This is a genomic window from Pedococcus soli (assembly GCF_054782575.1).
The window spans coordinates 425272-437712 of the sequence record NZ_BAAGSF010000006.1 but is presented as its reverse complement, the minus strand read 5'-3'; the positions used below and the strand labels follow the sequence as shown (position 1 = coordinate 437712).

General features: G+C 72.0%; 13 protein-coding genes and 1 riboswitch. Of the genes, 6 read left to right on the top strand and 7 right to left on the bottom strand.

Annotated elements, in window-relative coordinates; translation table 11 throughout:
- Nucleotides 1–17: 17 nt before the first annotated feature.
- A complete protein-coding gene (locus tag ACYVKF_RS17395; RefSeq protein ID WP_056914554.1) occupies nucleotides 18–674 on the top strand; it encodes a response regulator in 657 nt (218 codons plus the stop codon).
- 102 nt (nucleotides 675–776) lie between these two features.
- On the opposite strand, the gene ACYVKF_RS17390 is transcribed toward ACYVKF_RS17395, so the two are convergent.
- Together ACYVKF_RS17390 and ACYVKF_RS17385 are read right to left on the bottom strand one after the other, a co-directional pair.
- A complete protein-coding gene (locus ACYVKF_RS17390; protein ID WP_460968065.1) occupies nucleotides 777–1259 on the bottom strand; it encodes a pyridoxamine 5'-phosphate oxidase family protein in 483 nt (160 codons plus the stop codon).
- A gap of 57 nt (nucleotides 1260–1316) precedes the next feature.
- Nucleotides 1317–2195, bottom strand: a complete 879-nt coding sequence (locus tag ACYVKF_RS17385; RefSeq protein ID WP_460968063.1) for a universal stress protein — start codon at nucleotides 2193–2195, stop codon at nucleotides 1317–1319.
- Between the two features lie 134 nt (nucleotides 2196–2329).
- Here ACYVKF_RS17385 and ACYVKF_RS17380 point away from each other — a divergent pair, with 134 nt between their 5' ends.
- Together ACYVKF_RS17380 and ACYVKF_RS17375 are read left to right on the top strand one after the other, a co-directional pair.
- Entirely contained in the window at nucleotides 2330–2782 is a 453-nt protein-coding gene (locus ACYVKF_RS17380; protein WP_460968062.1) for a pyridoxamine 5'-phosphate oxidase family protein, read from the top strand.
- Nucleotides 2779–3720: a universal stress protein gene (locus ACYVKF_RS17375; protein ID WP_460968060.1), complete on the top strand. Its 942-nt coding sequence runs from the start codon at nucleotides 2779–2781 to the stop codon at nucleotides 3718–3720. The genes ACYVKF_RS17380 and ACYVKF_RS17375 overlap by 4 nt, the downstream gene beginning before the upstream one ends.
- A 13-nt stretch (nucleotides 3721–3733) precedes the next feature.
- Here ACYVKF_RS17375 and ACYVKF_RS17370 read toward each other — a convergent pair whose 3' ends face one another.
- The 3 genes from ACYVKF_RS17370 to ACYVKF_RS17360 form a co-directional block, all read right to left on the bottom strand.
- Nucleotides 3734–5107 (bottom strand): MBL fold metallo-hydrolase RNA specificity domain-containing protein, encoded by a 1374-nt coding sequence (locus tag ACYVKF_RS17370; RefSeq protein ID WP_460968058.1) that lies wholly within the window; start codon nucleotides 5105–5107, stop codon nucleotides 3734–3736.
- Nucleotides 5104–5478 carry a hypothetical protein gene (locus ACYVKF_RS17365; RefSeq protein WP_460968056.1) on the bottom strand — a complete coding sequence of 125 codons (375 nt, stop codon included), beginning with the start codon at nucleotides 5476–5478 and terminating at the stop codon, nucleotides 5104–5106. The genes ACYVKF_RS17370 and ACYVKF_RS17365 overlap by 4 nt, the downstream gene beginning before the upstream one ends.
- Before the next feature lie 122 nt (nucleotides 5479–5600).
- Nucleotides 5601–6830: a DUF4185 domain-containing protein gene (locus tag ACYVKF_RS17360; RefSeq protein ID WP_460968054.1), complete on the bottom strand. Its 1230-nt coding sequence runs from the start codon at nucleotides 6828–6830 to the stop codon at nucleotides 5601–5603.
- A gap of 66 nt (nucleotides 6831–6896) precedes the next feature.
- A riboswitch (cobalamin riboswitch) is annotated at nucleotides 6897–7151 on the top strand.
- Nucleotides 7152–7281: 130 nt separating this feature from the next.
- On the opposite strand from ACYVKF_RS17360, the gene ACYVKF_RS17355 reads away from it, so the two are divergent.
- The 3 genes from ACYVKF_RS17355 (at nucleotide 7282) to ACYVKF_RS17345 (ending at nucleotide 11007) form a co-directional block, all read left to right on the top strand.
- Nucleotides 7282–9687 (top strand): ribonucleoside-diphosphate reductase subunit alpha, encoded by a 2406-nt coding sequence (locus ACYVKF_RS17355; RefSeq protein ID WP_460968052.1) that lies wholly within the window; start codon nucleotides 7282–7284, stop codon nucleotides 9685–9687.
- Nucleotides 9684–10727, top strand: coding sequence for a ribonucleotide-diphosphate reductase subunit beta (locus ACYVKF_RS17350; RefSeq protein ID WP_056914545.1), 1044 nt, complete (start codon nucleotides 9684–9686; stop codon nucleotides 10725–10727). Before ACYVKF_RS17355 ends, ACYVKF_RS17350 begins: the two co-directional genes overlap by 4 nt.
- Nucleotides 10728–10800: 73 nt before the next feature.
- Nucleotides 10801–11007 (top strand): hypothetical protein, encoded by a 207-nt coding sequence (locus ACYVKF_RS17345; RefSeq protein WP_056914544.1) that lies wholly within the window; start codon nucleotides 10801–10803, stop codon nucleotides 11005–11007.
- A 6-nt stretch (nucleotides 11008–11013) separates the two neighbouring features.
- Here ACYVKF_RS17345 and ACYVKF_RS17340 read toward each other — a convergent pair whose 3' ends face one another.
- Nucleotides 11014–11997, bottom strand: a complete 984-nt coding sequence (locus ACYVKF_RS17340) for a magnesium transporter CorA family protein (protein ID WP_056919080.1) — start codon at nucleotides 11995–11997, stop codon at nucleotides 11014–11016.
- A gap of 10 nt (nucleotides 11998–12007) precedes the next feature.
- The gene (locus ACYVKF_RS17335) at nucleotides 12008–12433 is read right to left on the bottom strand and encodes an OsmC family protein (protein WP_056914542.1); all 426 of its coding nucleotides are present in this window, start codon (nucleotides 12431–12433) and stop codon (nucleotides 12008–12010) included.
- Between the last annotated feature and the right edge of the window lie 8 nt (nucleotides 12434–12441).

Sequence of the window (12441 nt, the reverse complement as noted above, 5' to 3'; positions counted from 1 at the left end):
ACGCCCGAAGGAGCACCATGACGACGATCTTCCTCCTGGACGACCACGAGATCGTGCGCCGTGGCCTGCGTGAGCTGCTCGAGGGCACACCGGGCTTCACGGTGATCGGGGAGTCGGGGTCGGCCCAGGAGGCCGCCCGTCGCATCCCGGCGCTGCGCCCCGACGTGGCGATCTTCGACGCCCGGCTCCCCGACGGGTCCGGGATCGAGGCCTGCCGCCAGGTGCGGTCGGTCGACCCGTCCATCGCCGGGCTCATCCTGACGTCGTTCGACGACGACACCGCGCTCACGGCTGCGATCCTGGCCGGTGCCGCCGGGTACCTGCTCAAGGACATCCGTGGCAACGGTCTCGTCGAGGCCATCGAGCGGGTCGCCCGCGGCGAGAACCTGCTGGACCCCGAGCGGGCACGTCGGGTGCGCACCGACTGGTCGCAGGACCACGACGCCGACCCCCGGCTGCGGTCCCTCAGCCCCCAGGAGCGCCGCATCCTCGACCACATCGCCGCAGGGCTGACCAACCGCCAGATCGGCGAGGCCATGTCGTTGGCGGAGAAGACGGTGAAGAACTACGTCACGTCGGTCCTGGCCAAGATGAACATGGAGCGACGCACGCAGGCCGCCGTCTACGTCGCCACCCACGGCGCCGGTGGTCGCGGCGGGCGCGCCGTCCCGTAGGCGACCGGGAAGGCACCCGCGGGGCCGGGTCCACCACCGAGCCCACTACGGAGCCAACCTTCGAGCCCACCACGGAGCCAACCTTCGAGCCCACCACCGACGTCAGCCGGGCAGGAGCATCCGACCGGTGACCTGGCGGGTGGACACCCGGACCCAGCGCGCCTCGCGCTCGTCGAGCCTGACCCACGGACGACGGGCGAGCGAGACCAGCCGGGCGGCCTCGGCCTCGTCGGTGACGACCGCGGCCGTCCCGTGCACGAGCACGGACCAGCCCGAACGGGCTGCCGCGTCCCACTCGTCGACCTGGAAGGACACGGCGTCCCCGTCCAGCGCGGCCTGGATCTTGGAGCCTCCGGCGGTCCGGAAGCAGATGTCCACCCCGTCGAGCAGGTGGTTGACGGGGAGCACCGCGATCTCACCGTCGAGTGGGAACGCCAGGCGGCCGACGGGGGCCGCCCCCAGACGGGTCAGGCAGTCCTCCAGGTCGAGGACCCGCAGGCCCGTGTGGTCGGTGGCGTATGCGGTGCCCGGCCCTTCCCGAGGGACGGCGCCGGGGACGGCGGGGGAGGTGTCGAGGTCGTTCATGGGAGCTCCTTGTCCGAAAGGGTGGACGGGTGGTGGCAGGGGTGCCGCCCCCGGTGGTCAGGGGGTGCCCGGATGGCTGGACGGCACGACGGTCAGGGGGCACCGGGCGTGCGTCACGAGCGACGCGCTCACCGAACCCAGGAGCAGGCCCCGGAAGCCACCGCGGCCGCGTGTCCCGACGACGAGCAGCTGGGCGTCGCCCGACTCCTCGGCGAGGATCGTCGCGGCGTGGCCGCGGACGAGGGTGGTGGCGACGTGGACGTCGGGGTACTTCTCCTGCCACCCGGCCAGCATCTCGGCGACCTCGAGCCGTTGGGACTCGGCGACGTCGCGCCACTCGCCCTCCCAGTCGCGCCCCGACAGGAACGGGTCGGGCTCCTCCCACCACCACGTGTGGACGGCGAGCAGGGGAGCCTCGCGGGAGGAGGCCTCGGCGAACGCCCAGGCGACAGCGGGCATCGACTGCTCCGAGGCGTCCACGCCGACCACGACCGGTCCGTGGGCCTTCCAGTCACCCCGGTGCGGAGCCAGCAGCACGGGGCAGCGGGCGTGCGCGGCGACGGCGCGACTGGTCGAGCCCAGGAGCAGCCCGGAGGCGCGGCCGAGACCACCCGAGTCGACGACGACGAGGTCGGCCGTCCGGCTGGCGTCGACGAGCGCTGCAGCCGGGTCGGCGACGACGGTCCCGCGGGTCACCTCGAGGTCGGGCGCGGCCTCGCGCGCCTGACGGGCTGCCGCCTCGGCGACGAGGTCCTGCGCCTCCAGCCGCTCGGTCGTCCAGGGCACGATCCCCACACCTGTCGCGTGCAGGACGTGCAGGGGCCGACGCAGGCGACGGGCCTCCTCCACGGCGACGTCCAGCGCCCGGTGGGCGGCCGCCGACCCGTCGACCCCGACGACCACGGCGTGCCGCGGTGGTTCGTCCAACCTGTTCATGACCAGCTCCTCTCTCTCTCCTGCCTGCCCACGGTCGCCCTGAGGGGGCATCGGCGGGAGGGGCGAAGGTCCCGGACGTGGGCACGGGACCTTCGCCCCATACGGCTGTTGCGGGCCGGGAGGACGCTGCTGTCATGACCACGAGCACCGCACCCACCACTCACGAGATCCCCCGGCACGAGTGCTGGGCCCTGCTGCGCGAGGCCGTCGTCGGACGGCTCGCGACGGCCATCGACGGCCAGCCGGAGATCTTCCCGGTCAACCACGTCGTCGACCACGCGTCGATCGTCATCCGCACCGCTGCCGGCACCAAGCTCGAGAGCGCCCTGGGCCACCTCGTGGCGTTCGAGGTCGACGGGTACGACGTGGCCACCGCCACTGCGTGGAGCGTCGTCGTCAAGGGCCGGGCGGCCGAGGTGTCCCGGCTGCACGACGTCCTCGAGGCCATGTCCCTGCCGCTGTTCCCGTGGCACGACTCGGTGAAGCCGCACTTCCTGCGGGTCGAGGCGGACGAGGTCAGCGGGCGTCGGTTCGCCGTCGCCGGCGGCGTCCACCGCAGCGAGCCGTCCGGCCCGGCGACACCATGACGGCGCGGCCGGAGGAGGGCCTGGCGGTCGTCGTCGGGTGCGACGGGTCCTGGGAGTCCGTCGAGGCGGTCGACGTGGCCGTCGAGGAGGCTCGGCGCCGAGCGCTCCCGCTGGTCGTCCTCACCGTCGAGGACGGTCGCGGCGCCGGGCTGCACGACCTGCGCGACTGGTCCCGGGCGAGCGCCGAAGGCGCGCTGTGGGCCGGTGCGATCGGGTGTCGTGCGCTCGAGCGCGTGGGCGACCGGGTCCCTGTCACGGCCCTCACCGCTACGGAGGTGGACTCCCCCCAGCTCGACCGGCTCGCCGGGGGGACGGCCCTGCTCGTCGTGGGCCGGCACGGCTCCGGGGGACTCGGGGCCTTCGCCTCCGGCTCGACCAGCGAACAGCTCGTCCGCCGCCTTCGGTGCCCCGTGCTCGTGGCCGGCCCGAGGCCCGGGGCTGGCGCGGTCCACCGGGTCGGCGGGCCGCACCCGGTGGTCGTCGTGGGCGTCGACGACGAACCGAGCGCCGCCGTCGTGCTGCGTGTCGCCGTCGAGGCGGCCCAGCTCCGGGGCTGGGCCCTCACGGTCGTGCACGCCGTCCCGCGGACGGACACCGAGCTGCACCTGCTCGCGCGGGGTGTCTGGGAGCGGCACGGCGACCTCCTGTTGGCCCAGCGGTCGCCCGACCACTCCCTGGCCCGGGTCGTCGTCGAGGTCGAACGACCGGTGCCGGCGCTGCTGTCCCACGCCGGACCCCACGACCTGGTCGTCGTGGGGACCCACGGGGAAGGTCGGCTCGCAGGACTCATCAGCGGGTCCGTCGCCCGTGGCGTCCTCGACCGGATGCCCTGCGACGTGCTGGTCGTCCCGCCCCACGTCGTCGCGCCCGACGCCGTCCCGGTGCCCCGACCCGACCAGGTCGCGGCCGCCGCGGTCGAACCCGACCGCCGGCACTGATCCCCACCGGTCCTCAGGGGACGACGACGCGCTCCCCGAGGCGCGGGACGACGACCGTGGCACCCGTCTCCCGACGCAACCGGTCGGCCAGCGCGGCGGCGGCCTGCGGCTCGCCGTGCGTCACGAAGACCGCCTCGGGCGGCTGGACGAGACCGATGACCCACGCGACCAGCTCGTCGGCGTCGGCGTGCACCGAGAAGCCCTGGTCCTGGACGACCTCGGCCCGCACCCGGACGTACGCCCCGGCGATCTTGACCTCGTGCGCGCCCTCGGCGAGCGCCCGACCCCGCGTGCCGACGGCCTGGTAGCCCGTCAGGACGACGGTGTTGCGGCGGTCAGGGAGGAGGGTGCGGAGGTGGTGCACGACCCTCCCGCCGGACGCCATCCCGGACGAGGAGACGATGATGCTCGGCTCCTTGGGGCGGTTGACCCGTTCCGACTCCTGTGCGGTCGGGAGGGTGCGCAGCCCCGGCAGCTGCACGAGGTCGTCACTGACGCCGAGGCGGAGCTCGTCCCTGTGCCGGGGGTCCCGGTAGACGTCGAGGACCCTCAGGGCCATCGGACTGTCCACGTACACGGGGACCTGCGGGATCCGGTGCTCGTGCCAGAGCAGGCTCAGGGCGTTGAGGACCAGCTCGGTGCGGTCGACGGCGAACGCGGGGACGAGCACCGAGCCGCCGCGCGCGACGGTGCGACGGATCGTCTCGGCGAGCAGGTGGTGGTCGGGGTCGAGGGAGGGGTGGCTGCGGTCGCCGTAGGTCGACTCCACCACCACGGTGCGTGCGGCCGGCGCGGGCTCCCGAGGGCGCAGGACGGGATGCTCCGGGCGCCCCAGGTCGCCGGAGAACAGCACCGTGGTGTCGGCGGTGGTCAGGTGCGCGCTGGCGGACCCGAGGACGTGTCCGGCACGGACGAGGACCAGGGTGCCCGCCCCCTCCAGGGCCACCGGCACGCCATACCCCGTCTGCCGGAACTGTCGCAGCGCCTGCTCGACGTCCCCGGCGGTGTACAGCGGCACGGGCGGGTCGTGCCGGGAGTAGCCACTGGTGCGGGCGTAGGACGCCTCCTCCTCGAGGAGGTGGGCGCTGTCGCGCAGGACGATCGGCGCGAGGTCCGCGGTGCCGGGCGTGCACCACACCGGACCGTCCAGGCCCTGGCGCACGAGGGCAGGGAGGTAGCCGCAGTGGTCGAGGTGCGCGTGGGTCAGCACCACGTCGTCGATGCCTGCGGGTGAGACGGGGAAGGGATCCCAGTTCCGGTGCCGCCACTGGCGTTCGCCCTGGTAGAGGCCGCAGTCGACGAGGGTTCGGGCCCCGGAGTGCTCGACCAGGGTCCTGCTGCCCGTGACCGTCCCCGCGGCACCCAGGAAGGTGAGCACCGTGGTCATCGGTCGGCCCGCCGGCCCGGTCGGTGGGCAGCGGACTGCGACGCCGAGGGGCACACCACGGCCACGGCCGTCCCGGGGTGGTCCCGGCGGACGCGCTCCACCGCACCGACGAGGCTGCGCACGACGGTGCGGTCGTGCGCCCCCAGCGCCACGAGGACGGCGTCGCAGCCCGGGTCGTCGGCGAGGGCGTCGACGGCCGCGGCGAGGCTCGTCGACGTGCAGGAGGGGGTGAGGTCGACGACGTCACGGACGCTGGCAGAGGGGGCGGCGCACGACACGAGCCGGAGGGCCCGCCCTCCCCGCGAGGAGGTGTGGGGCGCGGACGTCGGGGACTCGGTCGGGCACATGGTCGGGGACTCGGTCGGGCACATGGTCGGGCTCCTCGCTCGAGAGCGGTGGTGCAGCCGTGCTCACCCCACTGTCGTCGTCGGTGGCGACACCCGGGCAGAGACCTAGGTCCCTTCCCGCGGGCCGCAGCGAGGTCCTGCCGCGGTCAGGGGCGGTCGATCTCCGCGAACACCGGGCGCCCCAGGGTGGGCTGGGACAGCAGTCGACCGAAGTCGGTGGTGTTGCGCGAGATCGAGATGAGGAGCCGTCCATCTGCCAGCCGTATGCCGGGATGGGCCAGGGGGGCGTAACGCAGCTGCCCGGCGGGGTCGCGGAACTCGGCACGGACCCCACGCCTCGGGGTCCACGGCCCGGTGGGCGAGCCCGACGTCCACGAGTAGACCGTGCTGCCGAGGTCGCCGTCGCGCTTCGAGACGACGACGAAACGCCCGTCCACGACGTCGACCGACAGGGTCTGCGACACCCCACCCTCAGCCGGGAGCACAGCCGTCGCGGAGTCGGGGTCGAGCGACCAGCGCACGCCGTCCCAGAACTGCCAGGTGCCGCGGTCCCGCGCGTCGGCCGCCGGGGCGCGGGCGACGTACAGGGCTCGTCCGAAGGAGGTCCGCCCGGGCAACCGCGTGCCGTAGACGTAGATCCACCGACCCTGGACCGTCATCGCCGAACCCCAGTTGACCTGGTCGGCCGCCGTGCTGTCCGGGGTGATGTCGAGCTGGCTCTGCAGCTGCGGAGACCCGGCCGTCGTGGCGTCGAAAACCGTTGCGCTGCTGCCGAGATACGTGAAGTCGAGAGCGCCGGCCGTGCCTCTGCGGATGCGCGCCGAGATGACCACGAGCAGGGTCCGATCGCCGCGTCGCAGGGTGGCGACGGACATGGGCCAGTGCACGACACCGTCCTCGCGGTCGCGGATGACCGGACCACTGTCCCGCGTCTGCACCTGCGAGGTGCACAGGCCGCTCGTCACCAGCATCGAGTTGGCGACGACCCGGGGACGGACGTCATCGCGACGGACGGTGTCGCCGAAGACCCACACGATCCGACCGTCCGGCAGCCTCGTGCTGGCGCCGATGTCACCGGCCTGCCACAGGGGCAGGTCGAGCCCGGCGACGACGCGGTTGAGCTCGTCCACCGTCACCGCCGGCGGGGTCGTGCCCGTGACCACCGGGCACGAGGGCGTGAGCCGCGGGTATGCCGCCTGCGTCGAGACCCGGGGTCCGGTCCCGCCGGCGGTCCGCGAGGGCGTCGCGGTGCACCCGGCCAGCGTGGTGGTGGCGAGCACCAGCGCGAGGACTCGCCTCCGTCCGGTGGCCGGGGCTGTCGAAGGGGCAGCCGACGGGTGGCGGACCGGTCGCCGGGGCCGGGGGAGTGCGGGCACGGAGGAAGCGTAGGGCGGCGACACGCGGACCCCACATGTGGTGCTGTCAATCGCCCCCGTCACCCGCATATGGTGTGTCTCGCTGGTCCGGGTCCCGTGCACACGGGACCCGGGGCAAGAGGGAACCCGGTGCGAGTCCGGGACTGCCCCGCAGCGGTGAGTGGGAACGACAGTCGTCACCAAGCACTGCACGCCTCGGCGTGTGGGAAGCGACGGCCAGTAGGTGTCTCGCCGGGTCCCAGGACCGTCCACGGACGGTCGGGGGAGCCGGCAACGACGGGTCCACGAGTCCGAAGACCTGCCAGCGGCCGCGCACACCGTGCGCGGTTGAGTCGTGGCCTCGAGGGTGGGTCACCCGGCTTCTGCAGTCCCGTGTCGGTGTGCCGGCACGGCTGCGTCGTCGTCCCCCCTCGCGCCCGCGGCACCGATTCGCTCGCGAGGAGAGAGCAGGATGACCCAGACCCCCGTGGTCGACCCGTCGACCACCAGCACCACCCCCACCCGTCGGACGAGCATGGCCGTGCGCAAGCGCAACGGCGACAGCGAACCCGTCGACGTCATGAAGATCGTCCGCGCCGTCGAGCGCTGGTGCGACGACCTCGGCGAGGTCGACCCCATGGCGATCGCCACCCGCACGATCAGCGGCCTCTACGACGGTGCGACGACCGCCGAGCTCGACCGCCTGTCCATCCAGACCGCTGCGGAGATGACGGCGAGCGAGCCGGAGTACTCGCGGCTCGCCGCGCGCCTGCTGTCCAACTACATCGACAAGGAGGTGCGCGGACAGCAGATCGCGTCGTTCAGCCAGGCCGTCCGCCTCGGCCACCTCGAGGGCCTCATCGGCGACGAGACGGCCGCCTTCGTGGAGGCCAACGCCCGCAAGCTCGACCACGCCGTCGACGTGTCGAACGACCGTCGCTTCGAGTACTTCGGGCTGCGGACCGTGTACGACCGCTACCTGCTGCGGCACCCCGAGACCCGCAGCGTCATCGAGACCCCGCAGTACTTCCTGCTGCGCGTCGCCTGCGGCCTCTCGCACACCCCGCAGGAGGCCATCGCCTTCTACCGGCTGATGGCATCGCTGGCCTACCTGCCCAGCTCGCCCACGCTGTTCAACTCCGGCACGCGGCACACCCAGATGTCCTCGTGCTACCTCGTGGACTCGCCGCAGGACCAGCTCGAGTCGATCTACGACCGCTACGCCCAGGTCGCGAAGCTCTCGAAGTTCGCCGGGGGCATTGGGATCTCGTGGTCCCGGGTCCGCTCGCGAGGCGCCCTGATCCGGGGCACGAACGGCCACTCCAACGGCATCGTCCCGTGGCTGCGCACGCTCGACTCGTCGGTCTCCGCCGTCAACCAGGGCGGCCGCCGCAAGGGTGCGGCCTGCGTCTACCTCGAGCCGTGGCACCCCGACATCGAGGAGTTCCTCGAGCTGCGTGACAACACCGGCGAGGACGCACGGCGCACCCACAACCTCAACCTCGCCAACTGGATCCCCGACGAGTTCATGCGCCGGGTGGAGGCGGACGAGCAGTGGAGCCTGATCGACCCCGACCAGGTGCCCGAGCTCCCCGACCTGTGGGGCCCCGCCTTCGAGGCCGCGTATGCCGCCGCGGAGCGCGACGGCCGCGTGGTGCGCACCGTCAGCGCGCGCGAGCTCTACGGCAAGATGATGCGGACCCTCGCCCAGACGGGCAACGGCTGGATGACGTTCAAGGACGCCAGCAACCGCACCTGCAACCAGACCAGCGACGACCAGGTGGTCGGCTCACCGGTGGTCCACCTGTCCAACCTCTGCACGGAGATCATCGAGGTCTCCAGCAACGACGAGACCGCGGTCTGCAACCTCGGCTCGGTCAACCTCGCCCAGCACCTCACCACCGGCCGCGATGCCGTCGACTGGGTGAAGCTGCGCGCCACCGTCCGCACCGCCGTGACCTACCTCGACCGGGTCATCGACATCAACTACTACCCGAGCGAGGAGTCGGCGGCCTCCAACCCGCGCTGGCGCCCCGTGGGACTCGGGGTGATGGGGCTGCAGGACGTCTTCTTCGCCCTACGCCTGCCGTTCGACTCCGACGAGGCCAAGGAGCTGTCCACCCGCATCGCCGAGGAGGTCTACCTCTCGGCGCTCGAGCGGTCGACCGAGCTGGCCTCCGTGCACGGTCCGCACCCTGCATACGAGCAGACGCGCGCGGCTCGCGGCGATCTCCAGCCGGACCTCTGGGACGTGACACCGACGCAGGCGGAACGTTGGACGGAGCTGCGGAAGGCCATCAAGGAGAACGGTCTTCGCAACTCCCTGCTCATCGCCATCGCGCCGACGGCGACCATCGCGTCGATCGCCGGGGTGTACGAGTGCATCGAGCCGCAGGTGTCGACGCTGTTCAAGCGGGAGACGCTGTCGGGGGAGTTCCTCCAGGTCAACACGGCGCTGGTGCGCGAGCTCAAGGCGCGCGACCTGTGGACCCCCGAGGTGCGTGAGGCGATCAAGCGCAGCGAGGGGTCGGTGCAGGGCATCACGGCGATCCCCGAGGACGTCCGCCACCTCTTCCGCACGGCGTGGGAGCTGCCGCAGAAGGCGCTCATCGAGCTGGCGGCCGCGCGCCAGCCGTACATCGACCAGAGCCAGTCGCTCAACCTCTTCCTCGCGTCACCGACCATCGGGAAGCTCAGCTCGATGTACCTCTACGCGTGGAAGGCCGGGCTCAAGACGACCTACTACCTGAGGTCCCGCCCGGCCACGCGCATCCAGCAGGCCACGATCGGCCTGACCGCCGCCCCACCCACCGTCACCGACGAGGCAGCCATCGCGTGCTCCCTCGAGAACCCCGAGAGCTGCGAGGCCTGCGAATGACCACCACGACCGACACCACCACGACCGGGCCGACCGCCACGAAGATGCTGCTCGACCCCGGGATGAACCTCACCCTGCGGCCGATGCGCTACCCGCACTTCTACGAGCGGTACCGCGACGCCATCAAGAACACCTGGACCGTGGAGGAGGTGGACCTGCACAGCGACCTCAAGGACCTCCAGCGGCTCACGGCGGCCGAACGACACCTCGTCAGCCGCTTGGTGGCGTTCTTCGCGACCGGCGACACGATCGTCGCGAACAACCTCGTCCTCAACCTCTACCAGCACGTCAACTCACCGGAGGGACGGCTCTACCTCAGCCGTCAGCTGTTCGAGGAGGCCGTGCACGTGCAGTTCTACCTGACGCTGCTCGACACCTACGTGCCTGACGAGAAGGAGCGGCACGAGGCGTTCGCCGCGGTCGACAACATCCCGTCGATCAAGGCCAAGGCGGACTTCTGCTTCGAGTGGATCGACACCGTGTTCGAGCTCGACCAGCTCGAGACGCGTGAGCACCGCAGGGCGTTCCTGCTCAACCTGATCTGCTTCGCCGCGTGCATCGAGGGGTTGTTCTTCTACGGCGCCTTCGCGTACGTCTACTTCCTGCGGTCCCGGGGTCTGCTCAACGGTCTGGCCAGCGGCACCAACTGGGTGTTCCGCGACGAGTCGATGCACATGGCGTTCGCGTTCGACGTCGTCGACACGGTGCGGGCCGAGGAGCCCGACCTGTTCGACGACGAGCTCGCCGACCAGGTGCGGGCGATGATCCGGGCCGCCGTGGACGCCGAGGCGCAGTTCGCCGAGGACCTGCTCGGCGGGGGAGTGGCGGGCCTGTCCACCGCGGACATGCGCACGTACCTCGAGTCGGTCGCCGACCGACGGCTCGAGCAGCTCGGCCTCGCGCCGGAGTACGGCTCGAAGAACCCGCTGGCGTTCATGGAGCTCCAGGACGTGCAGGAGCTGTCGAACTTCTTCGAGCGCCGCGTGTCCGCCTACCAGATGGGGGTCAGCGGCTCGGTCGGGTTCGACGAGGACTTCTGAGCCCTGGTCGGGCGCCTCGCGAGGGAGAGGCGCCCGACCAGCCGCGGAGGCGGTGCGGGGTTAGGGTCGCGGTATGAAGCCTGTGCGCGTGGCCCTCGGTGCCTTCCTCGTCCTCATCGGGGTGGTCTGGTTCCTCCAGGGCATCGACGTCCTCGGCGGCAGCGTGATGAGCGGCGTGACCCTGTGGGCCGTCATCGGCCCGGTCGTCGCGGTCGTCGGGGTCGTGCTGGCCCTCAGCGGCCTGCGGGGCGGTCGTCACCGCACCCTCCACGAGGACTGACCGAGGTCACCACCAGCCCTGGCGGCGGGCCCAGCGCAGCAGCCAGAGGCTGATCGACGTCATCACGGCGAGGACGACGACGAGCTGGACCCAGTGGGTGCTCTGGTTGACGATCACGTTCATCCCGTAGACCGAGGCGATGGCGGTGACCGGCAGCGTGATCGCGGCGATGACCGCCAGCCGCTCCATCGCCACGGTCATCTTCGTCGTGACCCGGGTCTGGTAGAGCTCGATGACGCCGAACAGGAACGCGCTCTCGCCGTCGGCGAGGCTGCGCACCCGGTCGAACTGCTCACTCAGGTCCTGGGCATGGCGCCGGGACTGCGTGGAGGAGAAGCGGTCCAGCGAGGCGAGCCTGCCGAAGATCTCGTGGGCCTGCCCCGCCTGCGTCCGGGAGATCAGGAGCTCGTGGCGGAGGAGGAACAGCTGCTCGAGCAGCACCTCCGGCTGCCGGAAGTCCGATCCCATGACCTGCATCTCGAGGGCGGGGAGACGGGCTGCCACCGAGCGCACCACCTCGCTCTGCCGCCGCGCCATGGCCGACCCGATCGCGTACGAGAGGTCCCCGGGAGTGGTGGGCCGGAGCCGTCCCGCGGCGATGCGTTCGCGGACGGCATCGGTCTGGGCGGTGGCCTCGGACGCGGGGACGGCGGGGTTGCGTGGGCCGTGGACGGTGACGAGGTAGCGGGCACCGACGAGCTGGTCGAGCTCGAGCATGTGGACGTGCCCGCCCTCCCCGGGGAGTGGCGTGTGCACGACGACGAAGGTGTGGTCCTCGTACCCGTGGACCGTCGGGACGAAGTTGCGCTCTCGGCAGGCCTTGAGCACCAACGGGTGCGCGTGGAGCACGTCCCGCAGGACGTGCTCCACCTCGTCGTCGAAGTCCGGGGCGTCCACCCAGACGAAGCCCTCGGGGCGGGCCAGCAGCGCGGCGATGTCCGAGGACGGGTGAGGTTCGATCCCGTCCGCCGTCACCAGCCAGGTGTCCACCGGTGCCGGCTCACTCGCTGAAGCTGGACTCCAGCGTGATGGGCACCGACAGCGCCTGGCTCACCGGGCACCCCGCCTTGGCGGCCTGGGCGGCCTCGTCGAACTGCTCGGCCGTCAGCCCGGGGACGACACCCGTGACCGTGAGCGCGACCCCGGTGATGCCGGTGCCCGGTTGGAACGTCACTGCCGCGGTGGTGTCGATCGACGTGGCCGGCGTGCCCGCCTGGGCCAGCCCGTGCGAGAGCGCCATCGAGAAGCAGGTCGAGTGCGCTGCTGCGATGAGCTCCTCCGGACTGGTCCTGCCGTTCGCCTCCTCCGCGCGCGAGGGCCAGGTCACGTCGTACGTCCCGAGGCCGGACGAGTCGAGGGTGACGCTCCCGGCACCCTCCATGAGGGAGCCCTCCCAGTGGGCCGAGGCGTTGCGGGTGGTGGCCATGACTTCTC

Excerpts from the sequence above, each read along its gene's own strand:
- ACYVKF_RS17365 (WP_460968056.1), bottom strand. The coding sequence starts at position 5,478 with ATGTGCCCGACCGAGTCCCCGACCATGTGCCCGACCGAGTCCCCGACG.
- ACYVKF_RS17390 (WP_460968065.1), bottom strand. The coding sequence starts at position 1,259 with ATGAACGACCTCGACACCTCCCCCGCCGTCCCCGGCGCCGTCCCTCGG.
- ACYVKF_RS17370 (WP_460968058.1), bottom strand. The coding sequence starts at position 5,107 with ATGACCACGGTGCTCACCTTCCTGGGTGCCGCGGGGACGGTCACGGGC.
- ACYVKF_RS17355 (WP_460968052.1), top strand. The coding sequence starts at position 7,282 with ATGACCCAGACCCCCGTGGTCGACCCGTCGACCACCAGCACCACCCCC.
- ACYVKF_RS17385 (WP_460968063.1), bottom strand. The coding sequence starts at position 2,195 with ATGAACAGGTTGGACGAACCACCGCGGCACGCCGTGGTCGTCGGGGTC.
- ACYVKF_RS17375 (WP_460968060.1), top strand. The coding sequence starts at position 2,779 with ATGACGGCGCGGCCGGAGGAGGGCCTGGCGGTCGTCGTCGGGTGCGAC.
- ACYVKF_RS17380 (WP_460968062.1), top strand. The coding sequence starts at position 2,330 with ATGACCACGAGCACCGCACCCACCACTCACGAGATCCCCCGGCACGAG.
- ACYVKF_RS17350 (WP_056914545.1), top strand. The coding sequence starts at position 9,684 with ATGACCACCACGACCGACACCACCACGACCGGGCCGACCGCCACGAAG.
- ACYVKF_RS17335 (WP_056914542.1), bottom strand. The coding sequence starts at position 12,433 with ATGGCCACCACCCGCAACGCCTCGGCCCACTGGGAGGGCTCCCTCATG.
- ACYVKF_RS17345 (WP_056914544.1), top strand. The coding sequence starts at position 10,801 with ATGAAGCCTGTGCGCGTGGCCCTCGGTGCCTTCCTCGTCCTCATCGGG.
- ACYVKF_RS17395 (WP_056914554.1), top strand. The coding sequence starts at position 18 with ATGACGACGATCTTCCTCCTGGACGACCACGAGATCGTGCGCCGTGGC.